At 54.1% G+C, this 21,593-nt stretch carries 24 protein-coding genes; 17 read left to right on the top strand and 7 right to left on the bottom strand.

Features of this window, described 5'->3' with window-relative positions; all coding sequences use genetic code 11:
- From PFRI_RS21540 to PFRI_RS16715, 3 genes are all read left to right on the top strand, one after another.
- The coding region (locus PFRI_RS21540) for a hypothetical protein (protein WP_217653416.1) at positions 1-272 on the top strand (272 nt) is incomplete at its 5' end.
- A 50-nt stretch (positions 273-322) separates the two neighbouring features.
- A complete protein-coding gene (locus PFRI_RS16710; RefSeq protein WP_072631844.1) occupies positions 323-1,279 on the top strand; it encodes a LysR family transcriptional regulator in 957 nt (318 codons plus the stop codon).
- 34 nt (positions 1,280-1,313) lie between these two features.
- The gene (locus PFRI_RS16715; RefSeq protein WP_072631845.1) at positions 1,314-2,306 is read left to right on the top strand and encodes a Gfo/Idh/MocA family protein; all 993 of its coding nucleotides are present in this window, start codon (positions 1,314-1,316) and stop codon (positions 2,304-2,306) included.
- A gap of 9 nt (positions 2,307-2,315) precedes the next feature.
- On the opposite strand, the gene PFRI_RS16720 is transcribed toward PFRI_RS16715, so the two are convergent.
- Entirely contained in the window at positions 2,316-2,771 is a 456-nt protein-coding gene (locus tag PFRI_RS16720) for a cupin domain-containing protein (protein ID WP_072631846.1), read from the bottom strand.
- A 119-nt stretch (positions 2,772-2,890) separates the two neighbouring features.
- Between PFRI_RS16720 and PFRI_RS16725 the strand changes: the two genes are divergently transcribed.
- Together PFRI_RS16725 and PFRI_RS16730 are read left to right on the top strand one after the other, a co-directional pair.
- Positions 2,891-3,529 carry a glutathione S-transferase family protein gene (locus tag PFRI_RS16725; protein WP_072631847.1) on the top strand — a complete coding sequence of 213 codons (639 nt, stop codon included), beginning with the start codon at positions 2,891-2,893 and terminating at the stop codon, positions 3,527-3,529.
- On the top strand, positions 3,526-4,407 hold the full coding sequence (locus PFRI_RS16730; protein ID WP_084649738.1) for an MBL fold metallo-hydrolase: 882 nt from the start codon (positions 3,526-3,528) through the stop codon (positions 4,405-4,407). The genes PFRI_RS16725 and PFRI_RS16730 overlap by 4 nt, the downstream gene beginning before the upstream one ends.
- Here PFRI_RS16730 and PFRI_RS16735 read toward each other — a convergent pair whose 3' ends face one another.
- A complete protein-coding gene (locus PFRI_RS16735; RefSeq protein ID WP_072631849.1) occupies positions 4,408-5,016 on the bottom strand; it encodes a glutathione S-transferase family protein in 609 nt (202 codons plus the stop codon).
- Complete coding sequence (locus PFRI_RS16740; RefSeq protein WP_072631850.1) at positions 5,013-5,969, bottom strand: cyclase family protein; 957 nt, start codon at positions 5,967-5,969, stop codon at positions 5,013-5,015. The genes PFRI_RS16735 and PFRI_RS16740 overlap by 4 nt, the downstream gene beginning before the upstream one ends.
- Before the next feature lie 132 nt (positions 5,970-6,101).
- Here PFRI_RS16740 and PFRI_RS16745 point away from each other — a divergent pair, with 132 nt between their 5' ends.
- Together PFRI_RS16745 and PFRI_RS16750 are read left to right on the top strand one after the other, a co-directional pair.
- Positions 6,102-6,593 carry an OsmC family protein gene (locus PFRI_RS16745; protein ID WP_072631851.1) on the top strand — a complete coding sequence of 164 codons (492 nt, stop codon included), beginning with the start codon at positions 6,102-6,104 and terminating at the stop codon, positions 6,591-6,593.
- Positions 6,594-6,602: 9 nt separating this feature from the next.
- On the top strand, positions 6,603-7,259 hold the full coding sequence (locus tag PFRI_RS16750; protein WP_072631852.1) for a TetR/AcrR family transcriptional regulator: 657 nt from the start codon (positions 6,603-6,605) through the stop codon (positions 7,257-7,259).
- A gap of 35 nt (positions 7,260-7,294) precedes the next feature.
- Here PFRI_RS16750 and PFRI_RS16755 read toward each other — a convergent pair whose 3' ends face one another.
- Entirely contained in the window at positions 7,295-7,816 is a 522-nt protein-coding gene (locus PFRI_RS16755; RefSeq protein ID WP_072631853.1) for a redoxin domain-containing protein, read from the bottom strand.
- A gap of 110 nt (positions 7,817-7,926) precedes the next feature.
- Here PFRI_RS16755 and PFRI_RS16760 point away from each other — a divergent pair, with 110 nt between their 5' ends.
- Genes PFRI_RS16760 through PFRI_RS16770 form a run of 3 tightly spaced genes read left to right on the top strand, consistent with a single transcriptional unit; the run spans position 7,927 to position 11,599 of the window.
- Positions 7,927-8,748, top strand: coding sequence for an FAD binding domain-containing protein (locus PFRI_RS16760; protein ID WP_072631854.1), 822 nt, complete (start codon positions 7,927-7,929; stop codon positions 8,746-8,748).
- Positions 8,745-9,221: a (2Fe-2S)-binding protein gene (locus PFRI_RS16765; protein WP_072631855.1), complete on the top strand. Its 477-nt coding sequence runs from the start codon at positions 8,745-8,747 to the stop codon at positions 9,219-9,221. The genes PFRI_RS16760 and PFRI_RS16765 overlap by 4 nt, the downstream gene beginning before the upstream one ends.
- Positions 9,218-11,599 carry a xanthine dehydrogenase family protein molybdopterin-binding subunit gene (locus PFRI_RS16770; protein WP_072631856.1) on the top strand — a complete coding sequence of 794 codons (2,382 nt, stop codon included), beginning with the start codon at positions 9,218-9,220 and terminating at the stop codon, positions 11,597-11,599. Before PFRI_RS16765 ends, PFRI_RS16770 begins: the two co-directional genes overlap by 4 nt.
- A gap of 74 nt (positions 11,600-11,673) precedes the next feature.
- On the opposite strand, the gene PFRI_RS21410 is transcribed toward PFRI_RS16770, so the two are convergent.
- On the bottom strand, positions 11,674-12,741 hold the full coding sequence (locus PFRI_RS21410) for a C4-dicarboxylate TRAP transporter substrate-binding protein (RefSeq protein WP_072631857.1): 1,068 nt from the start codon (positions 12,739-12,741) through the stop codon (positions 11,674-11,676).
- A 237-nt stretch (positions 12,742-12,978) separates the two neighbouring features.
- On the opposite strand from PFRI_RS21410, the gene PFRI_RS16780 reads away from it, so the two are divergent.
- The 6 genes from PFRI_RS16780 to PFRI_RS16805 all read left to right on the top strand — a co-directional run bounded on the left by PFRI_RS16780 (position 12,979) and on the right by PFRI_RS16805 (position 18,921).
- Entirely contained in the window at positions 12,979-13,500 is a 522-nt protein-coding gene (locus tag PFRI_RS16780) for a TRAP transporter small permease (protein WP_072631858.1), read from the top strand.
- 11 nt (positions 13,501-13,511) lie between these two features.
- Complete coding sequence (locus PFRI_RS16785) at positions 13,512-14,831, top strand: TRAP transporter large permease (protein ID WP_072631859.1); 1,320 nt, start codon at positions 13,512-13,514, stop codon at positions 14,829-14,831.
- 84 nt (positions 14,832-14,915) lie between these two features.
- A complete protein-coding gene (locus PFRI_RS16790) occupies positions 14,916-16,007 on the top strand; it encodes an LLM class flavin-dependent oxidoreductase (protein WP_072631860.1) in 1,092 nt (363 codons plus the stop codon).
- Positions 16,007-16,804 (top strand): alpha/beta fold hydrolase, encoded by a 798-nt coding sequence (locus PFRI_RS16795; protein ID WP_072631861.1) that lies wholly within the window; start codon positions 16,007-16,009, stop codon positions 16,802-16,804. Before PFRI_RS16790 ends, PFRI_RS16795 begins: the two co-directional genes overlap by 1 nt.
- Positions 16,804-17,685, top strand: coding sequence for a polysaccharide deacetylase family protein (locus tag PFRI_RS16800; RefSeq protein ID WP_072631862.1), 882 nt, complete (start codon positions 16,804-16,806; stop codon positions 17,683-17,685). The genes PFRI_RS16795 and PFRI_RS16800 overlap by 1 nt, the downstream gene beginning before the upstream one ends.
- Before the next feature lie 63 nt (positions 17,686-17,748).
- Positions 17,749-18,921, top strand: coding sequence for an FAD binding domain-containing protein (locus PFRI_RS16805; RefSeq protein WP_072631863.1), 1,173 nt, complete (start codon positions 17,749-17,751; stop codon positions 18,919-18,921).
- Here the strand turns inward: PFRI_RS16805 and PFRI_RS16810 are convergent.
- Both PFRI_RS16810 and PFRI_RS16815 read right to left on the bottom strand, forming a co-directional pair.
- Positions 18,918-19,496, bottom strand: a complete 579-nt coding sequence (locus tag PFRI_RS16810; protein WP_072631864.1) for a carboxymuconolactone decarboxylase family protein — start codon at positions 19,494-19,496, stop codon at positions 18,918-18,920. The genes PFRI_RS16805 and PFRI_RS16810 overlap by 4 nt on opposite strands.
- On the bottom strand, positions 19,493-19,984 hold the full coding sequence (locus tag PFRI_RS16815) for a flavin reductase family protein (protein WP_072631865.1): 492 nt from the start codon (positions 19,982-19,984) through the stop codon (positions 19,493-19,495). The genes PFRI_RS16810 and PFRI_RS16815 overlap by 4 nt, the downstream gene beginning before the upstream one ends.
- 225 nt (positions 19,985-20,209) lie before the next feature.
- Here PFRI_RS16815 and PFRI_RS16820 point away from each other — a divergent pair, with 225 nt between their 5' ends.
- A complete protein-coding gene (locus tag PFRI_RS16820; protein ID WP_072631866.1) occupies positions 20,210-20,830 on the top strand; it encodes a glutathione S-transferase family protein in 621 nt (206 codons plus the stop codon).
- The last annotated feature ends 763 nt before the right edge of the window (positions 20,831-21,593 follow it).

Raw genomic sequence — 21,593 nt, forward strand, 5'->3', positions numbered from 1 at the left:
AGGAATTGAATCAGCGATTGACCATTCGATCAAGCAAGAGTTTTTCAACACAATCGGCGGGAAGCGGAATTTCGCTGCGTATGCGAAACTTGATTTCTCTGTATGAGAAAGCAGACATTCGGCAGCACGCAACACTTTCAACCGCGGCGAACGACAGCAAAGAGCGCTTGGTGACATTCCTACTTTGCGCAAACGGTGACTTTTTTGAACGGCGTTTACATCCTGTGACGGTGTGCGCGCTAGGCAGAACAAGCTCCTCTGGACAAATCTGATTTTCTGATGCCAAAGTGACCTCAGTATTTAGTTATTCAAATAGGTGATCATGGCCTTCCCTCGTATCAAGATCCGCGCACTACAGGCTTTTGTGGCGGTCTATGAAGAGCAATCATTCAGCCGTGCCGCAAAGCGCGAGAACACGACGCAGTCGGGCATGTCGACCCAAGTCAAAGGTCTGGAGCAGGTTCTGGGAGCGCAACTTTTAGTCCGTGAGCGTAAGAAATTCATTCTGACGCCAGAGGGTGAGGTGATCTACCGTGAGGGGCAAAGCATTCTAAAGGCCCTGATGAAGACGGAACAAACTGTGCGCGAAATGCACAGCAGTGTTGGGGGATTGGTCCGCATCGGGATGATCCCAGCCTTGACACGCTCAATTCTAATCCCTGCGTTTGAACAGTTCAAAGCCGAGTTCCCGTCCGTCGAATTGTCATTGTTGGAAGAGTACAGCCATTCGTTGATGCGGCGTGTTTTGGACGGTGAGTTGGACTTTGCTATGGTGCCCTCAACGGACCTGCCTGCGGGTTTGACGGGGCGTTTTATCGGGCATGATCGTGAAATGCTGGTATCGAGCGCGAGGATGGATAAGCAACACATGCACCTGCAGGAAATCTCGCTATCTGCGCTGTCAGGGGCGCGCTTGATCGTTCCGTCACGTCTGAATGTGCGACGCAAAAGTATTGATATGTTGATCAACACACATGGGATCCACGTCGCAGAAACGTTGGAAATGGACGGGATGTTGGCGACTTTGGAAATGGTGGCTGCCACAGACTGGGTCGCGATTTTGCCCGCCGCGATTTGTTATCCTGACAAGGATGGCAGTGTCAGACATTTGAACCCGATAAAAGATCCGCCTATCGGACTCGACTATATTCTGGTCGAAAAGGCAGAGGCGGCCCCGCCACGCGCAGCGCAGCTTTTGGCGACATGTTTGACGGAGCATCTTTCGAAAGTGCTGAACGAGTGGTCGAAAGAGTTCGATATGCTGGTGCCAAAACCATAAGCTAAGGTAAAGGCAACAAAGGAGCGGAAGCAAGATGATTGGAACTGCGCTTATCGGATTTGGCTGGTGGGGCCAGCACATTGCACGCCGCCTGTCGGATCACTCTGACTTTGACATTCGCTGCGTTGTGGAACCTGCGGCAGGGCTGCACTCAGAGATCGAAGCGCTTGATCTGAACGTGGCACCAAGTTTTGAGGTCGCGTTGAACGATACCTCGGTTCAAGCGGTCATTCTCACCTCGCCCAACGACCTTCACGATAGTCAGATTTTGCTGGCGGTGGCCGCTGGTAAGCATGTGTTTTGTGAAAAACCTTTGTCCCTTACCGCGAAGGGAGCGCGCGCAAGTATCGAGGCCTGTCGCAGTGCGGGTCTTGTATTGGGTATTGGCCATGAGCGCCGCTTTGAACCTGCAATTCTAGCGCTGCGGGATTTGTTGGATCAAGGCGCGCTTGGCACGATCATGCATACGGAAATGGCGTTTAGCCATGACAAGCTCAAGGCGCTGACCTCTGACAGCTGGCGCACGACAAAAGCCTTTGCACCCGCTGCTGGCATGACGCAGATGGGCATCCACTTGACCGATCTGCTGATCGCCTTTTACGGGCCTGTCGCGTCGCTGCATGCGTTTACGGCAGATCGTAGTTTGGGCTGGGAAACCGGTGATGTGGTCACGGTGCAATTGCAGTTCAAGGCGGGGATGACGGCGACCTTGCAGGCCATATTGCACACGCCTCACTTCATCAGAACACATGTGTTTGGCAGTGATATGTGGGTGGAAATCCGTAATTCGACCCATCCAGATACGCCTGGAGGCACGGCAACGATGGAGCGATACCGCTCGATTGACGAAACTGAAACGCAGGTGTTTAATTGGACTGACAGCGTGACGGCCAATCTTGAAGCGTTCGGCGCGGCGATCCGTGGTGACGCGCCCTACCCCTATTCCGACTTTGAGCTGTTGCATAACATCGAAGTGCTCGATGCAATCATTCTCTCGGCTGAAACGGGGCAAGCGGTTCAATTGTAATGCGCTGTCTTAACCGGCTTGAGTCGCAAGTCGGACCTCGTCGGGGATGTCCAACGCCGGGTTGGTTCCGTCCATGAATTCGACCGTCGTGAACGCGAGATCCGTGTCACCTGTGTTTTCAAGCGAATGCATCATATAGTCGCCTGCGCCGTAGTGGAAATGCTTGGTCTCGCCCACAGTGTATTCCGCATCAGTGACTTCGCCCGAAGAGAAATAATTGCGCGCTTTACCAGCACTCAAAACCGACCAAAAATATGGGTTCACATGACGATGAAACGCACAACGTGCGCCTGCAGGCAAATGCAAATGCCAAACGCGTACACGATCCGTTTCAGAGACAAGCACGCTACCAACGCAGCCATTGTCATGGCTTTTCAGCATTTCCTCATAAAGCCCGTCAGGCCAATCCGCGAAGGCGGCGGGATCAGGATTGGTCTCGATATGATGGGGTCCGTGTTCACTCATGTCTCATCTCCTCATCTAGCTCTGCGTGCCTCATCAAAACCTGCACTTGCCATAAACGCAATAGAAACCGATGCTGTGTTCGACCGCTGATAGAACGAACCTCATGTAAAGGACGCGCAATGATTGACCTCTACACATGGACCACGCCAAACGGGCGCAAAGTTTCGATCCTGCTGGAAGAGTTGGGCATCCCCTACACGGTGCATGCCATCGACATTTCAAAGGACGAACAGTTCGCGCCCGACTTTCTAAAGATCGCCCCGAACAACCGCATTCCCGCAATCGTGGACCATGAAACCGGCATACAGTTGATGGAGACGGGCGCGATCATGTTGTATCTGGCCGACAAGCATAAGCAATTCCTATGTGAGGGCGATGAATACTGGCGCATGACGGAATGGCTGATGTGGCAGATGGGGGGCTTGGGTCCGATGTTGGGACAGACCCATCACTTTGTGAAATACAACAAGGGCAAGTCCGAGTATTCCGAACAGCGCTATTCGAAAGAGGCCCGCCGTTTGTATGGCGTTCTGAACAGGCGTTTAGAGGGGCGTGAATATATCGCAGGTGAAGGCGCAGGCATGTATTCAATCGCCGATATGGCCTGCTGGCCTTGGGTATCGCGGTTCGAGTGGCAAGAGATTGATCTGAACGATTTCCCGAATGTGCGCGACTGGTATCTGCGGATCGCCGCACGTCCCGCTGTGCAAGCAGGCTATTCCATCCCCAAATTCACAACAGAGGTCCCAATGCCATGAGCGCTGCAAACGACACATATCGATCAACCATCCATCGGTTTACTTTGGGCGAGGCTGTGGTGAGCACGATCCAAGACGGCACACATATTCGCGACGCGATTAATCCGCCTTTTGTGCTGGATAAGTCTGAGGAAGAAATCGCACAGATCGCTGCGCGTAATAACCTGCCCTCGAACGGGTTCGAGAGCGGCTATACACCCACCATCATTCGTATCGGGGGTCAGACAATTCTGTTTGATACAGGTTTTGCCCCGCTTGGCGCAGATGAACCTGCGGGACATTTGAAGCGACGTTTGGCGCATGCTGGGTACGCGCCCGAGGACATTGATATCGTCGCCTTTACCCATTGCCATCCCGACCATATCCTTGGGGTTATGGACGGGGACAATCCGACCTACCCAAACGCGCGCTATGTGATTGGGCGCAAAGAATTTGATGCATGGTCCAGTGGTGAGGGCATTCCAGAACAGCGTGCTGGCACGCGCGACATATTCCTCAAATTGATCCCGCCACTTGCAGATCGCATGACGTTTCTAGAGGACGGCGATAGTGTTGTGTCTGGCTTAACGGCAGAGGCCGCGTTCGGCCATTCGCCGGGTCACATGATGTATCGCCTAGAGAGCGCTGGGAAATCACTACTGGTCTGGGGCGATGTCACCAATCATTTCGTGTTTTCGCTGCAATATCCAGACAGCCTTGTGGGGTTCGATGATGACAAAGACCTCGCAATTGCGACCCGAAACCGCGTGTTAGACATGGTTGCAACGGATGGTCTGCTGGTCACTGGTTTCCACATGCCCTTCCCTGCGGTGGGATATGTGGAACGCACCGACGTTCACTATCGCTGGACGCCAGCGAGCTATCAAACCCGCATCTAGCTAGCCTGTGACGCGCAGTTCTTCGTCAGAGGTCGCAATCCATTTGCGATAGCCTGCGCGCGCAGCGATGGATGCGTGCCATTCATCCACATGCGGCAATGCATCCAAGATGGTTGGGTGCAGATCCATAAACCTGTGAAACAGGCTGCCGATTGCCACATCCGCCATCGAAAAATCATTCCCCGCAAGGTAAGCGCGCCCATCGGACAACGCGGTGTTCACGATTTCCAGACCTGCGTAAAGCGCCTTTATCTGTCCTTCCAAGACAGCCTGGTCTTGCTCGGCTTTGGTCATGCGCACCTGCTGCCAGAACAGTCCGATGAACGGGGGTTGCAGCGTGGTCGATCCGAACTCCATCCACATATCGGCCACGGGTGTGGTTTGCCCGTTTGCCAAATAGCGCAGGATTGCGTTGCTTTCGAACAGCGTGACGTCGCCGTCTTGCAAAACAGGGACGCGCCGCACGGGGGTTAGTGCTGTAAACTCAGGATCATCAGTGCCGCCAAATTTGCCGCCAACGATCTTATGCTCGTAAACTAGGCCCTGCTCTTCCAGACCCCAAAGCACTTTTTGAACATTGACCGAACTGGCGCGTCCCCAAAGGATCACTTGATCGCCTGCGGATTGATAGGAGAACCCGCTGCACCTGGGATATGTAGCGGTGGTGCTGTGAAAAAGAACTCGTAGACACCGTCCTCTGCGCAGTCTTCGCCAAGGTCTTTCAAATAGAAAATCTCGCCCATGGAAATGCCGATGGCGGGGATCACGACCCAGTGCCACGGCTGGTTTGCCTCAACAGATTCGTTCGGGCGCACTTCGCAGCCCCATGTGTCTGCGCAGATCGCCGCGATGTCGTGCTTCTTGATCCAATGCGCAGTTTCAAACGACAGACCGGGTGCGTCGCCCCCTGCGTATCCTGTCCAGTCCTCTGCCGCGAGGCAGCGTTCCTGATGCCCTGTGCGCACGATCACAAAGTCGCCTTTGCGAATTTCAACACCCTGCGCGGCCGCACATCCATCCAGATCAGCGTTTGTGATCGGATAACCATCGTCCAAGCTGTCCACGCCTTTCCAGCGTGCAACATCCAGCAGAACGCCGCGACCGACCATCTTGTCGCGCACGTTTTCAATCCCAAGGTTCTTCGCCCCATTCACCGTTACATCTGTCGCGGGAAAGCCGTTGTACATCTTGTCATCAAGGAAAATATGGCACAGCGCATCCCATTGCGTGCTGCCCTGACAGGGTAGGTTTATCGCATCATCGGCGTAGCGCAGATAGGCTTTTCCATCGCCGTCCTGTTCGCCCATGACCGCATCCGTGCCCGTCGCAAGCATCTGGTGGATCAAGTTCCAACGCCCGCCAAACAGCCCACTTTGGATCTTTTCCTTTAGATCCAAACCCAGCGCAAAGACCTTGCCCTTCTTGATCAACTGACCCGCTGCAATCACATCCTCGGGGCTCACGTTATTCAGCGTGCCAATTTGATCGTCGTCACCCCAGCGCCCCCAGTTCGAAAGCTCTTTTGCAGTGTCGTAAATATCTTGGCGTGTCAGCTTGGTCATAGGTCCGTCCCCGATGTGCATTTCTTATTTATCGAATGACAAATTAATTTGGCGCGCGAGTCAATGGACTTGCTTGAAGTTCGTACTCATGTTTTTATCGAGTGATAACTTATTCAAAAGGTTTCAAACGTCATGGCCGATCCAGAAATGAAAACATTCGACATTATCTTTCAAGGCACAGGAACCATGTCTGGAAAGATGCGCAATGATGTTAAAGTGCACTTTGAAACCATGGATGAAACCTACGAATTGGCCACGGATGAGGGCCCTTTTCACGGCGGTGACGCAACCGCGCCGCCCCCTCTTGCGCTTTTTACAGCGGCGCTGACGGGTTGTATCATGACCCAGATCAGGGCGTTTTCAAAACGTATGAAAATCCCGATTGGGCAGGTCACTGTGAACGCGCGGCTGCATTGGCAGGGCGAACAGATCGGGCGTGATCCCTACACGACATCGCCCGTTGGCTTTGACCTAGATATTGATTTTGACAGCCCTGCGAACAAAGACGATCAAATGCGTTTGATGGCCGCCGCAAAGAAAGGCTGCTTTATCGAAACGACCCTTATGCAAGGGCTTGAAGTGGGTCACAGACTACAAATTGACGGCGACTGGCACGACGCATAGAAGGCGAATATGAAACAACCTGAAATAGCCCCGGACGAGACGCCCAAACGCAAGCGGCTTTCGTCCACAGCGCGGCGTCAGGATTTCATAAACCAAGCGATTGAGTTTTTTGCCGAAGAGGGTTTTGAAAGCTCGACACGCGGTTTGGCCAAGAAGCTGGGCGTGACACAGCCGCTGTTGTATCGCTATTTCCCATCTAAAGACGACCTGATTTCAGAGGTCTATGACGCGGTCTATGTCAATCGTTGGCAGCCCGAATGGGAACCGCTTTTGCGCGATCGCACACGCCCTTTGGCGGACCGTTTGAACACGTTTTATAACGTCTACACGGACGTGATTTTCAACCGTGAATGGATGCGGATTTATCTTTTCTCAGGCCTAAAGGGTGTCGATATCAACAGGCGCTACATGCAGCTTGTGCGCCAACGTATATTAGAGCCAATCTTGATCGAAGCGCGCGTTGAGTTGGGCCTGCCCGATGTGCCTGCAAAAGATTGCGAAGTTGAATTTGCGTGGATCATGCACGGCGGCATCTTCTATTACGGTATCCGCGATCTGATCTACGACAGCGCGATTTCCACCGACAAAAAGCGCGTTATCGAAGATGCCATTGCGGCGTTCATGGCAGGGCTAAAGATCAAGCTGAAACGCGAAGGCCAAGGTTAAGCGTAAGGGCAACATTCGCTGCCCTCACCTAGATTTTAAGCAGTGGTGCCACGTGCGGGATAGCCGTTGTCAATTGCGAACTGGACCTTGGACAGCAAGAATTCCACGTCTGGACGCGACCATGGCATGTTCGAGATATCAATCAGATACAGGCGACCATCAGGGCGTACCCAGAACAGGCCCGGCTCAGCAAATTGCGGGATTTCTGCGTCTTTGAAAGCTGTCGACAGATACAGGCCCCAATTTCTGACGTCATCCGCAGTTGCGCCGTAGGCCAGATCAATGTTGCCCAGCTCCCAGTCTGTTTTGGTCTGTGTCGCGCGATCCTCTGGGTCCATGGACACAGCAACGACATTCACACCAGCCTCGGCCGCCATATCGATCAAGCCATTCAGCTTGGTCAGATACATTTTACACACGGGACAATGCAGACCGCGATAGAAGATCACCATTGAGAAGTTCTTCGGCGTTTGATCTGCCAGTGTCCATGTTCCACCGCCAACCAGTCCCAATGAAAGTGCTGGGGCTTTGGTGTCGGGGATAAGTTTCTGTGACATAATTTAACTTCCTTGCTTGATCCTTATTTATAAGTCGATAACTTAGCACAGGAATGACGTAAAGGGCCGGATACCGAATCCAGCCCAGTCCAGCCCAGCGGGGAAACATCATGAAGGCACCGGATTTCGACTATCTGCGCCCATCGAGTTTGGATGCGGCTCTTGCGATGCTGGCAGAGCACGACGGCGAAGCGATGCCGCTCGCGGGCGGGCAAAGCCTGATGCCGATGATGAACTTTCGTGTGGCCGCACCCGAAGCGTTGATCGACCTCGCTGACCTGACAGAGTTACGCGGAATTACAGTGGATGCAGGCACTGTTCGTATCGGTGCAATGACGCGCTACGCCGAACTTATGTCGGACGCTACGGTGCAGGCGCATATCCCTTTGATCGGCATGGCCCTGCCCCACATCGCGCATGATGCGGTTCGCAATCGCGGTACGATTGGCGGATCCCTTGCACTGGCAGATCCTGCCGCCGAAATGCCCGCGTTGATGCTGGCCTTGGATGCAAGCATCGAAGTCACGGGACCAGATGCAACTCGCATGATCAAAGCAGATGATTTCTTTCTTGGCATGTTTGAAACGGCGCTGGACGGTGAATTAATCACTGCCATTCATGTCCCTGTTGCCACGCCTGCGCAGCGCTTTGGGTTTCACGAACTGACCCAACGCCACGGCGACTATGCCCTTGCTGGTGTCGCGATTGCCCAAACGGATGACAGTTATCGCGCTGCCTTTTTCGGTGTCGCGGATCGTGCGACACGGGTGCCTGAACTAGAGGCTGCGCTGAAACGCCAAGACGACATGAAAGTGGTATTAACCTATCTCGATCAAATCGATTTCACGGATGATCTAAAAGCCAACCACACAACCCGTCAGCGTCTTGCAGGGGTCGCCCTGACACGCACTTTGAAAGGAATGACAGCATGAGCCGTTCCATCGATATTAAACTGCGCGTCAATGGCGAGAATGTCAGTGCCACCGTTCCCGCGCGCTTGAACCTTGTTGATTTTCTGCGCGAAGAGCTGTGTCTAACAGGCTCTCACGTCGGGTGCGAACACGGTGTGTGTGGTGCATGCACGCTAACAGTTGACGGCGATACAGTACGCGGATGTTTGATGTTGGCCGCGCAGGCCAATGGCAAGGAAATCACGACAATCGAGGGACTTGCAGACAGCGGTCAAAGCACCGCTTTGCAGGCCGCGTTCACCAAACGCAATGCGCTGCAATGTGGTTTTTGCACCCCTGGAATGCTGGCCAGTGCCCTTGGCTATGTGAACGCGGGCGGTGCGGCTGATCGGGACGCAATTCGCCAACATATTTCGGGCAACTACTGTCGTTGCACAGGGTATCAATCCATCGTCGATGCGATCTGCGACGTGATCGAGGAGACGCGCACATGACCGGTCCAGCCCATATTTTCGACAAGCCAAATCGCTACATCGGCAAACCTGAACCCCGCGCAGATGCAGCGCGTTTGCTGCAAGGGCGCGGGCGTTTCGTCGATGATGAAAAACTGCCCCGCATGGTGCACGCCGCCTTTGTGCGTTCGCCCCATGCGCATGCCAAAATTCTGTCCATCGACACCGAAGACGCGCGCACATCGACAGGTGTGATTGCAATTTATACAGGTGCTGATCTGGCGGAACATGTCACGCCTTATGTTGGCACTTTGACCCATATGGCGGGCCTGCGATCTGCGCCTCAACACCCGCTTGCAATGGACGTGGCGCGTTGGCAGGGCGAACCTATTGTGATGGTTGTCGCCACCTCGCGCGCGCTGGCCGAAGATGCCTGCGAGCTGGTAGATGTGGATTACGATGAATTGCCCGCAGCGGTGGATTCAGAGACAGCCCTCGATGCAGATACCCCCGTTATTCATCCCGAGTTCGGCAGCAATCTTGCATGGGAACGTGATGTGATTGCTGGCGATATTGATGCCGCTTTTGCAGCGCCGGGTGTGCATGTGGTCGAGCGCGAATTTCGCTTTGGGCGCCACACAGGTGTCACACTAGAATCGCGCGGAACGCTGTGTGATTACGATCCCTCCGAGGATCAGTTGACCGTCTACTACTCAGGCCAAGCGCCGCATATGATGCAAGTGATCTTCTCTAAACACCTTGGCCTGCCAGAGGAAAACGTGCGCGTTATTTCTAATGATGTGGGAGGCTCGTTCGGGATCAAGATCCACACATATGGCGACGAAATCGCGACAGCGGCCGCTGCAAAGTTGCTGCGTCGCCCTGTGAAATTTATCGCGGACCGCTTTGAGAGCTTTGTCACAGATATTCATGCGCGCGATCATATTGTGAAGGCAAAGATGGGCATCACAGGGGCTGGCACGATTGTCGGCATCGACTTTGATGATCTGACGGGGATCGGCCCGTTTTCCATGTACCCACGCACGTCCGCGATTGAGTGTAATCAGGTTCTAAACCTCACAGGCGCACCCTATGTGATGGAGAATTATCGCGCCAAGGGTCGTGTTGTGTTCCAGAACAAAACGCTGATGTGCCAGTATCGCGCAGTGGGCCACCCCATCGCGATGGCGATTGCGGATGGGTTGTTAGAGGACGCCGCGCGCAAAATTGGGATGGACCCCGTTGCGCTGCGCGAACTGAATTTGATGGCCGATGATAGCTATCCCCGCACCTCTGCGACTGGGATGAAGTTGGATGACCTCAGTCACAAACGTGCTTTGCGCAAGCTGACCGAAATCATGGACTATCAAGGCCTGCGCGCGGATCAAACAGAGGCGCGCAAAGACGGCATCTATCGCGGTATCGGTTTTGTTTCGATGGTCGAAGTCACCAACCCCAGCCCCATGTTCTATGGCATTGGCGGTGCCCCGATTGCGTCGCAAGATGGGGCGACTCTGCGCCTTGATGCGGGGGGCGCGCTGCACGTGTCTTCTTCGATCACCGAACAGGGCCAAGGCACAAACGCCATTTTGGCACAAGTCGCAGCGGGAGTGTTCGGCGTTGATTTGAACCGCGTAAAAGTCACCACAGGCGACACTGCCACAACGCCATATGGCGGCGGAACCTGGGCCTCACGCGGTGCAGGCATTGGGGGCGAAGCGATGCTGCTCGCGGCGCAAGCGCTGAAAGACCAAGTGCTCGAAGTTGCAGGTGTAATGTTGCAAACGGGCGTCGAAAAACTGGACATCCGCGACGGTGCTGTGACCGACCTAGAGGGCAATGAACGCCTGCCCTTGGCCGATCTTGCGCGCACGGTCTACTATCGTGGCAACGAACTGCCCAACGATCTTAACCCTGAATTGATCGCGACGCGCCACTACCGTGTCACCGACTTTCCCTTCGTCTTCACCAACGGGGCGATGGCGGCTCATGTGGAAGTCGACACTGCCACGGGCTTTGTGAAAGTGCTGCATTTTTGGGCAGTTGAGGACTGTGGTCGCGTGATTAATCCCTTGTTGGTGGATGAACAAATCAGGGGCGGTGTTGTTCAAGGTATCGGCGGCGCGCTTTATGAGGAATGTCACTATTCCCCCGACGGCCAATTTATGAACGCAACGATGGCTGACTATATGGTTCCTATGGCCAGCGAAATGCCTGACATCACAATCGCGCATATTGAAACACCAACGAAAACATCCGTGCTGGGCGCAAAGGGCGCGGGCGAGGCTGGAACTGGTGGCGCGCCTGCTGCCATTTTGAATGCGGTTAATGATGCACTGTCGCCCATGGGTGCAAGCATCTGGCAAATGCCGATGACGCCAGAGCGTATTCTAACGGTGCTTGATAAAGCGGCAGAGTAGTCAAACCAAACAGTCTACAAACAAAAAGGGCGCGTCATTGATATGACGCGCCCAATTGTTGTAAGTGAGACGAGTTACTCTACGGAGTAGCTCACTGGCCACTCATAGCCCGCCGCAACTACAGCCGCTAAGTACGCCTTCATCACTTCGCTGCCCGGCATGCCACGGCCATCTGCTTCAGTCGCTTGCAACTGTGGGAAACCAGTCAGGGATTCAGCCCATTCTGCACGAACTTCAGCCGCCAGTGTTTGAACGTTCGCGCCCGCTGCTGCCAGACCGTCAAGTCCACGCTTTTGCGCTGCGTTCAAAGACGCACCAGACTGATCTTCATATGCTTGACCCACTTCACGGATGATTTTTTGAACATCCTCAGGAAGGCTCGCCATTGTGCGGCTGTTTGCGGTCAACGCGTTCACTGGCATCGCACCAAAACCTACGAGCGTGTAGTTCGGCGCTGGCTCGTGAAATTTAAAGCCTAGGTAGGCAGATGGGAACATCAACCAGCCATTGTAAACCCCCGTTTGCAAGGACAAATACCCGTCGGGCAACGTGGACTGAACTGGAATAGCGCCCGCAAACTCTAGCCAAGGCAAGTTTGGACCAGCACCACCAATTTTAACGCCTTTGAGGTCACCAACTTTCTCCCATGGGTCTGTTGTTCCCAAGTGGTAGTTGTCCCAACCATGAAGGCCCAAGAGTTCTTGGCCGTATTCTTTGGTGAACTGCTCTGAAAGCCACGGCACGTCGTTATAGACCGAACGCACGGCTGTCATAGCTTGCGCCGAATCTTGCGATCCGAAGGGCGCATAATATGGGAAGTTGTGCAGGAATAATTTCGCAGGCTCAAAGCAAATGCAATACGATCCAATGTCGAGGATACCGTTTTGAATGGCTTCTAAGGTCTCGGAGACACCAGCGATCGCACCGCCATATCCTTCGACAAATTCAATTTCGTGCTCTGTTTCTTCAGCAACACGACGCACCACTTCGGGTACAAAATACTTAGCCGTATCAGTCACATAGATCGCAGGGCCATTCGGATGACCCGAGCCAATCCGCAACGTAAAGGTTTCGGCAGAAACCGGGGCTGCAATCGCAGAAATCGCAAGGGCTCCCAAGCCGAGGGTTAGTGTTTTTTTCATTTCTATTCCTCCCAGAACGTGCGGGCATTCCCGCAATACTCAGCACTGTTCACCGATCTCTTCGGCTTATTTATCAGTTGCTAACTAACCCAATGTCTGCACATCGCGGGGCTTCGGTCAAGAAACTCCGCACGTCAAACGTGAATTAATTTATCGCTTGCTAAATAAGCGCTTGAACCTTTTGCCGCATCGGTTAGCGTTCGAGAGATTGGCATTTGTTGCGTCGGGGAGGGCAAAATGAAGCTACATATAAGCGGCGCCCGTTTGCTGCACATTTTTTCAGCATTCTGGACACTCGCACTCGCGTTTTTGATCTTTGGCGACGTGATGGGACGGATTTTCTTGTCGCGCCCTATCCCTGGAACCAAGGAAATTCTGCAAAACTCCATCGTGACGATCACGTTCTTGCAAATTCCTTTGGCGATCTATTCCGGCTCGATGCTGCGCACGACAATCCTGTCGGACGCCGTCCCGCCCGCGTTTCGTCGTCTCCTGCGAACCTTCGCATCCCTTCTAGGGTTAGCACTGTTTTTTGCACTGATTTGGGGCACGATTCCCTCCTTCTGGGACGCCTACCGGATCGGCGAATACGAGGGCGAAGGATCCCTGCGTGTTCCAACTTGGCCCGTGCGCGGTGCAATCGCTGCGATGTCAGCTTTTGGGGCGTTCGCATACGGCTACATGATTTGGCTTGATTGGACAGGCCAATTGGTCAACGAAAACGAGGCGCCGGGCGCACTCGTACGACTTAAAGATTAGGAGCGTACGACATGGGTGGTGATATTGTAATAATGATGCTCGGGGTGCTGATTGTGCTGATCCTTCTCGGGGTCCACATCGGTGTCGCGCTGGCAATTTGCTCTGGCGTGGGTGTCTACATCATGTTCCGCGGCAACACAGAGGCCGCATTGGCCATCATGTCCAACACGGCCTACGAAGCCATTCGAAAGGATGTCTTCGCGGTGATCCCGCTCTTTGTCTTGATGGGGGATTTTGTCTGGCGAAGCGGGGCTGCAGGGGATTTGTATCGCATCTGTGACCGTACTCTGCGCCGCTTGCCCGGCCGTTTGGCTATCGCGACAATCGCAGGAAACACAGTCTTCGCCGCTGTCACGGGCGTTTCAATCGCCTCTGCCGCTGCGTTCAGTCGGATTGCCTACCCAGAAATGATGAAGCTTGGGTACAAGCAATCCTTTGCCCTTGGTGCAGTTGCAGGATCTGCCTGTTTAGGCATGTTAATTCCACCGTCCGTATTGCTGATTGTCTGGGCGATCCTGACAGAGATGTCCGTTGGCGCATTGTTCGTCGCGGGCATTATTCCGGGCATGATTTTGGCGCTTATGTTCTCTGCCTATGTGATCATTGCGGCGATCATGAAACCTGAAATTGCCCCCCCGTACGACAAGCCGCTGACCGATCCGACCTCGGAAGAAAAGCGATCAGAACTCATTGGTGGACTGGGCATTCTAGCGCTTATCATGGTTGTGATTGGTGGGATTTGGCTGGGTTGGTTCACACCGACCGAAGCGGCTGCATTTGGCGTCATATGTGCGCTGGTCATCGGCATCATCAAGGGTATGCGCGGCAAGGAAATCGTGGAAAGCCTGTATCAGGCAGGACGCACGACCGCACCGATCATGTTCTTGTTGATCGCAGCACAAATGTATTCTCGCCTGCTCGCTCTGGGTGGCGGCGTGAACTATATCCAAGGCATCTTTGTCGACCTCAACCTTGCGCCCTTCATGGTCATTTTGTTGATGGCGTTTATCTGGCTCATCCTTGGCATGTTGATCGACAGTATTTCGATCATTCTGCTCACCGTGCCGATCTTTGCCCCACTTGCGATGGCGATGGGGTATGATCCAATTGCCTTCGCGATCTTTGGCATTCTGGTGATCGAAGCGGGCCTTTTGTCGCCGCCTTTCGGGCTATTGGTCTACACTGTCAAAGGTTCAGTGGACGATCCGACAGCGTCGTTGAAAAAGATTTTCATGGGCTCTTTCCCTTATTTCTTGTTGATCCTAGCGGCTGCGTTTCTGGTGCTTGCGTTGCCAATCACGGCGACATTGCTGCCAAACGCCCTTATCTGATTTCGTGATACTCAAATGCTATTTTCATAATTTTCCCAAATGCGGTGCGTGGGCTAAATATAAATTAGCTTGATGGAGACTATGATGGAACTTGGATTTTTTACGATGCCGATTCACCCTGTTGGGAAAGATTGGCGCACCTCTTTGCACGAAGATCGTGCGGCATTTCTGCTCGCTGACGAGCTGGGCTTTGTTGAGGCGTACGTTGGCGAACACACAACCGACGCCGCCGAAAACATCACCCATTGCATCAGCTTCATCGCGTGGATTGCCGCTGCGACCAAACAGATCAAACTGGGCACAGGCACGGTGAACTTACCCAACACCCATCCCGCCGCAGTTGCAGGTCAGGTGGCGATGTTGGATCACATGCTGGATGGTCGTTTCATCTTTGGGATTTCACCCGGTGGACTTGCGACAGATGCCGAGGCCTTTGGCAGCCTGAACGCAGATCGCCCCGCGATGTTTCTCGAAAGCATCAATCACATCCTTAAAATTTGGGAATCCGAAGCGCCCTACAATATCAAAGGCGAGTTCTGGAACATCTCGACAGAGACCCAGATGGAGTTGTCCATCGGTCAAGGCATGATGACCAAACCCCTACAACGCCCACATCCGCCCATCGTTGTGACCGCCGTTGCGCCGTTTTCCAAAGGTGTGACAGAGGCCGCCGCACGCGGTTGGGATCCGATCTCTGCGAACTTCCTTCTCAAGAAATGGGCAAAAACCCATTGGCCCAAGTATGTTGAGGGTTGCGAACGCGCTGGCCGTGTTGCGGATCCAGCCAATTGGCGCGTGGCCAAGTCGGTTTTTGTGGCTGACGATCTGGCAACCGCGAAAGAGTACGCATTCGGCGCACAAAGCCCCTACCGCTATTATTATTCGCAATTGCTGACCAAGATGAAAAAGCACGGTCGCACGAACCTGTTCAAAGCCGATCAAAGCATGGCGGATGACGAGGTTACGCTGGACGGCGTTCTAGAGGACTGCATAATCTGGGGAACCCCTGATAAGGTTGCCGACGATCTACTCGCATTGCGCGAAGAGGTCGGTGATTTTGGCAAACTGCTCTATGCGGGCAAAGACTGGACCGATGTGGAACTTGGTCGCAACTCAATGATCTTGCTGGCTGAGAAAACCATGCCGATCGTCAACGCCGCCCTTGGCGAATCTTGATGAACGCGCGCACTGAAATTCAGCGCGGGAACGTCACCCTCTCCGCGCTGTCCACAGGTCGCAAAGATGGCCCCCCGATCCTGCTGTCCAATTCTCTTGGCGCAGGTCTGGATATGTGGGCCCCCCAGCGCGCCGCTTTGGAAGCGCAGTATCACGTGATCGGCTATGACACGCGCGGGCACGGTCAATCCAGCACCCCGATGTGCGATTACACGTTCGACGATTTGACCGCAGACGCAGTTGCTGTTCTAGATCATTTCAACGTTGAAAAAGCCGACTACATCGGTCTGTCTTTGGGGGGCATGACAGGTCTCGGGCTTGGCCTTGATCACGCAGATCGCTTTAACAAAATCGTCTGTGCTTGTGCGCGGGCCGATAATCCTGCGCCTTTTGTCAGCAGCTGGGATGATAGGATCGCTGCCATCGCAGAGGGTGGCATGTCCGCAATTTGGAATGGCACAGTCGAACGCTGGCTGACGCCTAACTTCTTCGCTGCCAATCCTGAACTGGTGGAAAAGCTAGCAAGCGATTTCAAACAAACAACAGTCGCGGGCTACACAGGCTGCGCGCGTGCTTTGCAGACTTTGGACTACAAACGCCGCTTGGGCGATATGACCGTCCCGACCCTGTTCATTTCGGGGGCTGACGATTTTGGCGCGCCCTCGGCTGAGATGAAAGACATGTCCGCCAAGACCCCCAATTCGCACTATATCGACATCCCAGATTGCGCGCATATTGCGAACCTCAATCAAACCGATGCGTTCAACACAGCCATACAAGATTTCTTGGAGTTCTAATGCGCCTCACAGATCGCCTGCCCTACCAAGCCATTGTTGATCGGCCCAAGCTGAATCTGCCCGATGGTAAACGCCTTGCGGTCTGGGTGATCGTCAACGTCGAGGAATGGGGAATTGAAGGTCCGATGCCGCGCACGGTTTTACCCCCGCCTATGGGTGTTCCACTGTTGCCGGATGTGCCGAACTGGTCATGGCATGAATACGGAATGCGCTCTGGCTTTTGGCGTCAATTCAGCGCGCTGACATCGCGCGACATTCCCACGACTTTGGCAATCAACGGCAACGTCTGTAACAGCTACCCGCGCGTCGCAAGCGCCGCGCTTGAGGCAGGTTGGGAGTTTATGGGCCACGGACATCTACAAGGCCCCATGCACAAACTCGACGATCAACGCACCGAAATCCACACCGCGATGGACACCATCGAGGCGTTTACTGGCACCCGTCCCACATCTTGGGAAAGTCCGGGCCTGACAGAGACCGACGAAACCCTTGATCTGCTGCGCGAGGCGGGTGTGAAATACGTGGCCGACTGGGTTCTGGACGATCTGCCCCAAGAGGTGAACACGCCTCACGGTGTCATCACCACCCTGCCCTACACGGTCGAAATGAACGACATCGCGGTCTATGCGTTGCAGCAACACAGCTCGGACGAATTCTTGCGCAGAGGGCGCGATCACTTCGATCGTCTTTATGCAGAAAGCGCTGACAATGCGCGCGTAATGGCGATTTCGATCCATCCCTATGTGACAGGCGTGCCCCATCGCATCCGCTACTTAGAGGAACTGCTTGACTACGTGGGCAGTCATGAGGACGTCGCGTGGATGACCGCCAGCGAGATCGGCGATTGGTACACAGACGAAATGACTCGTCACAACAGATGATCTTTTCTTGATCCTACGGATTCCATACTATTTATAAGTTGATAAATAAGATGGAGTCTCAACATGACAAAACACGCAATCATTAGTGGCGGCTCTATCGGGGGCCTGTTTGCAGCAACGGCCTTGCTCAAAGCAGGATGGCACGTCGATATTTACGAACGTACCGAGGTTGAACTATCCGGTCGTGGCGCTGGCATTGTAACCCATGATACGCTGAACAACGCCTTGCGCGCGGTCGGTGCGGATCTGACGGACCTTGGCGTGCAGGTGCAGGACCGCGTGGCGTTTCACAAGGACGGCAGCCGCGTCGCCACCCTGCCCTACCCACAAATCGTGACCTCATGGGACCGCATCCATCAAATGCTACGGCGCTTGGTTCCAGACGGAGCCTATCACCTTGGCAAGCACATCACGGGCTATACGCAAACCGCCGATAATGTGTCTGCGCTGTTTTCAAATGGCACCACGCGCACCGCTGATCTGCTTGTCGGCGCAGATGGGTTTCGATCTGCGATCCGTGGCCAAATGCTGCCTGACATCAAACCGCAATACGTAGGCTACGTCGTCTGGCGCGCCCTCGCGCATGAGCGTGATTTGCCGAGCGATGTGCACAGCGCGATTTTCCCTAACTTCGCGTTCTTTACACCCTCCCAAAGTCAGATCATCGGCTACCCGATTGCGGGACAGAACAACGATCTGCGCGAAGGCAACAGGCGCTATAATTTTGTTTGGTACGCGCCTGCGCCTGCCGAATTGCTGCGCGATATGTTGACGGATGAAACGGGACAACATCACCCGATCTCGATACCCCCACCTTTGGTGCGCGATGCGGTTCTGCAAGACATGCAAGAGCGTGCAAAAGCAACATTGCCAGCAGGGTTCGTCGAGATCCTAAGCCGCTCTGAGCGCCCCTTCTTCACACCGATTTATGATCATCATTCACCCGTCATGCACGACGGTCGTGTTGCGTTGTCTGGTGATGCAGCCTGCGTTGCTCGCCCCCACGTCGGCATGGGCGTGACCAAGGCGGCAGAGGATGCATTGTGTCTGGCCAAACACGCGGCGACCTCTTTGGAAACGTATTCGCAAACACGCGTCCCTGCGTCCTTGCGCGCACATTTGCAAGCGCGCGAACTTGGGTCATGGATGTTAGAAGAAGATGCGCAAAACGCGGATGGATCGTCGCATGTGCGCCTAACTGAAATTATGCGATTGACGGCGGCAACCGTCGCCTAGCGTGCGAAATAATCGGCCAAAGCAATGTCTAACTTGGGCAACGCAGGGCCATCGCCATCCGGCACATCAAACACGTTTATCGTCATTGAGATCATCGTGTAATATCCACAGATCCCAACCAGATCGACACAAGCTTGTAGCCCGAGCGCCTTCAATGCGACGTCATAAGTCGAATCGCTAACGTTCTTCGACAAATGCAATTCGACCGCAAAATCAAAGACTGCCTGCATCTTCGCGTCACTAAACGCGAAATGCTTTGCTTGTGAAATCGCCTCAAGCGCTTCGACAGGTACACCCACCTTTTGCGCGATCGGCGCATGGTGGGACCACTCGAAACCCGACGACCAGTAGCGCGCCGTCACCATGATCGCCAGCTCTGACAAGACGGGCTGCAACACGCTGTCATAGCGCGCATATTGCCCAAGCGCTTGGGCCTGTGTCGCCAATCCCGGGCTTTGCAGCCAAACCCGCAAAGGACCTGCTACAACGCCGCGTGGCCCATTGGTGATCGCGTCGTGGATCACCTGTTGATCCTGCGACAGCGCGTTTTCGTCCAGCGTGGGATACCGGTTCATAGAGGTGCGGGTGCTTGCATTTGACCGCGATAAAAGATCAGTGCGTCACCTTCAGTGTGGTCGTAGTCCAGGATTTCGCCAACAACGATGATATGATCCCCCCCGTCATGGATCGCATGGGCGTGACACGCAAAATGTGCGATGGCGTCTTTGAGACGCGGTGCTTGCACCAGCGTTTCAGCCAATGCAACGCCTTCGCATTTGTCCTCAAGCGGTTTGGCGAATTGCCACGCGAGGTCGGCCAATTCAGTTGAAAGTACGTTCACAACAAACGGCACGCCCTCTTTGAACAGACGCGCGCTGGCTTGCGCTTTGCCCAGCGAGAACAGACATAGCGCTGGCGACATGCTGAGGGATGTGAACGACCCAACCGTTACGCCCGTTGGCTTGCCCGCTTCGTCGATCATGCTGACAACTGTGACGCCCGTTGGCAGGCATCCAAAAGCGTTGCGCAAATCTTTTGGGTCAAACATCGGTGCATCCAGCATTGTAACGTCTCCTCATGTTGCCCAATATCTGGGCCTTATCTAAATATAGGGCGCGCCTTGCATCTGACAAAATGATAATAATTTATATTCAAAATATGTATTTTCGAATACTTTAATTTGGTGCGCTGTCATTTCCGTTTGATAGTCACTCCTGCGTGACTTAAGTTATCAAGCGATAACATCGCACCGCCCGCGACGACAACAATGGGCCTAGGGAGACTAGAAATGACGACACTATGTTACGCGAAAAAGACCTGCTCGATTGGCATTCACGTGCTGATGGAAGAAATTGGCGCGCCCTATGATCTGAAGGTCGTGGATTTCTCTAAAGGTGAGCAAAAAACACCCGAGTACAAAGCGCTGAACCCAAAGGGCAAAGTCGCGGCACTTGTGCGCGATGATGGCAGCGTTCTGACCGAATACGCAGCGATTGCTATGTGGCTGGCGATGACCAACCCAGACAAGAAATTGCTGCCCAGCGATCCAGAAGGCATCGCGCGCACCATCGAGGCGATGGATTTCGTCGTTGGAACCGTTCACATGCTGTCATGGCGTCTTTGGCGTCGCCCTGATGCCTATTCTGAGAACCCCGACGAGCATGAACAACTGCGCGAACGCGGTATGACGGCGATGCTTGCTGCGTTGGACGTTGTAGACGCGCAATTGGCTGGCAAAGACTACCTGATGGGCGATTTCACCATTGCTGATACAGCGCTGTACTACACACAGTATTGGGCTGCAGACGTCGCGGGCTGGACCCTGCCGCCAAACGTGCAAGCCCATTACGAGCGCATGAAGATGCGCCCGTCTGTTCAGGCGTCACGCAAGCTAGAAGGCGTTGCGTAATTAAGGACATGCTCGATCTGGTCGCACCTGATCGGATCGAGCTATTCGCAGAACGTCAAGCCTCTGAAATGCGGTTCGTAAGACCGCCGTGTTAGGCAGAATTTGAAAGAACCATCTTTCGCAGATTATGTGTTTGATTGTTTGGGGTGGCAAACTGCACAGCGCGGTGTTGCCATATATCTCAACCACTGCACCTGACATTTGTTGCCTGCAAGAGTTGGTTCATTGCCCTGCAAGCGACAAAGATCGGCTGATGTATGATGTATCGAGACGGGGATCATATGGCTACCCTCCGTCCACCAGCGTAAAGCGTTCTGTGAGACGGCGATAATCGACTACATGGCCGCTTCCGGCCACTTTCAACCAAAAGGGCCGACAAGCCCACCAAGGATACCGTGGAAGTGGGCGGATTAACGTCTGCAAAGGCAGCAGCAATCGTCATGCTCAGCTGTCTGATTGACGCAACTATTCTGGTTGCAGCACCAAAAACAGCAACAAGAGACTAACAGCCCCCTCGTTAGTGTTCATTCATTGGGTTTGTATTTTTAGGTAGCGGAAGCACTGAGCAGTTATGGCCCTTGGTCACTGAAGGCCGTCAACAAAGTCCGCACTATGTGAGTTCGACCATCCCCCGATTTAGCACGCGCAGCGAAAGTCCGGTCTGACGGGCCGAACCGCAGCGATCAATGGTGAAGACGAACGGCAGCTGTGATGAAGGTTTTTCGATGCGGGCCAGTGCGCGAGGTTTCGGCGAGGGACTGAC

It is taken from the genome of Planktotalea frisia (assembly GCF_001890925.1).
GTDB classification, from domain to species: Bacteria; Pseudomonadota; Alphaproteobacteria; order Rhodobacterales; family Rhodobacteraceae; genus Planktotalea; species Planktotalea frisia.

What these genes read in the sequence shown, in the direction of transcription:
- PFRI_RS16730 (WP_084649738.1), top strand. Translation starts at nt 3,526, where the DNA reads ATGAGCGCTGCAAACGACACATATCGATCAACCATCCATCGGTTTACT.
- PFRI_RS16750 (WP_072631852.1), top strand. Translation starts at nt 6,603, where the DNA reads ATGAAACAACCTGAAATAGCCCCGGACGAGACGCCCAAACGCAAGCGG.
- PFRI_RS16720 (WP_072631846.1), bottom strand. Translation starts at nt 2,771, where the DNA reads ATGAGTGAACACGGACCCCATCATATCGAGACCAATCCTGATCCCGCC.
- PFRI_RS16755 (WP_072631853.1), bottom strand. Translation starts at nt 7,816, where the DNA reads ATGTCACAGAAACTTATCCCCGACACCAAAGCCCCAGCACTTTCATTG.
- PFRI_RS16790 (WP_072631860.1), top strand. Translation starts at nt 14,916, where the DNA reads ATGGAACTTGGATTTTTTACGATGCCGATTCACCCTGTTGGGAAAGAT.
- PFRI_RS21410 (WP_072631857.1), bottom strand. Translation starts at nt 12,741, where the DNA reads ATGAAAAAAACACTAACCCTCGGCTTGGGAGCCCTTGCGATTTCTGCG.
- PFRI_RS16805 (WP_072631863.1), top strand. Translation starts at nt 17,749, where the DNA reads ATGACAAAACACGCAATCATTAGTGGCGGCTCTATCGGGGGCCTGTTT.
- PFRI_RS16760 (WP_072631854.1), top strand. Translation starts at nt 7,927, where the DNA reads ATGAAGGCACCGGATTTCGACTATCTGCGCCCATCGAGTTTGGATGCG.
- PFRI_RS16820 (WP_072631866.1), top strand. Translation starts at nt 20,210, where the DNA reads ATGACGACACTATGTTACGCGAAAAAGACCTGCTCGATTGGCATTCAC.
- PFRI_RS16765 (WP_072631855.1), top strand. Translation starts at nt 8,745, where the DNA reads ATGAGCCGTTCCATCGATATTAAACTGCGCGTCAATGGCGAGAATGTC.
- PFRI_RS16715 (WP_072631845.1), top strand. Translation starts at nt 1,314, where the DNA reads ATGATTGGAACTGCGCTTATCGGATTTGGCTGGTGGGGCCAGCACATT.
- PFRI_RS16770 (WP_072631856.1), top strand. Translation starts at nt 9,218, where the DNA reads ATGACCGGTCCAGCCCATATTTTCGACAAGCCAAATCGCTACATCGGC.
- PFRI_RS16815 (WP_072631865.1), bottom strand. Translation starts at nt 19,984, where the DNA reads ATGCTGGATGCACCGATGTTTGACCCAAAAGATTTGCGCAACGCTTTT.
- PFRI_RS16795 (WP_072631861.1), top strand. Translation starts at nt 16,007, where the DNA reads ATGAACGCGCGCACTGAAATTCAGCGCGGGAACGTCACCCTCTCCGCG.
- PFRI_RS16710 (WP_072631844.1), top strand. Translation starts at nt 323, where the DNA reads ATGGCCTTCCCTCGTATCAAGATCCGCGCACTACAGGCTTTTGTGGCG.
- PFRI_RS16740 (WP_072631850.1), bottom strand. Translation starts at nt 5,969, where the DNA reads ATGACCAAGCTGACACGCCAAGATATTTACGACACTGCAAAAGAGCTT.
- PFRI_RS16745 (WP_072631851.1), top strand. Translation starts at nt 6,102, where the DNA reads ATGGCCGATCCAGAAATGAAAACATTCGACATTATCTTTCAAGGCACA.
- PFRI_RS16800 (WP_072631862.1), top strand. Translation starts at nt 16,804, where the DNA reads ATGCGCCTCACAGATCGCCTGCCCTACCAAGCCATTGTTGATCGGCCC.
- PFRI_RS16810 (WP_072631864.1), bottom strand. Translation starts at nt 19,496, where the DNA reads ATGAACCGGTATCCCACGCTGGACGAAAACGCGCTGTCGCAGGATCAA.
- PFRI_RS16725 (WP_072631847.1), top strand. Translation starts at nt 2,891, where the DNA reads ATGATTGACCTCTACACATGGACCACGCCAAACGGGCGCAAAGTTTCG.
- PFRI_RS16780 (WP_072631858.1), top strand. Translation starts at nt 12,979, where the DNA reads ATGAAGCTACATATAAGCGGCGCCCGTTTGCTGCACATTTTTTCAGCA.
- PFRI_RS16785 (WP_072631859.1), top strand. Translation starts at nt 13,512, where the DNA reads ATGGGTGGTGATATTGTAATAATGATGCTCGGGGTGCTGATTGTGCTG.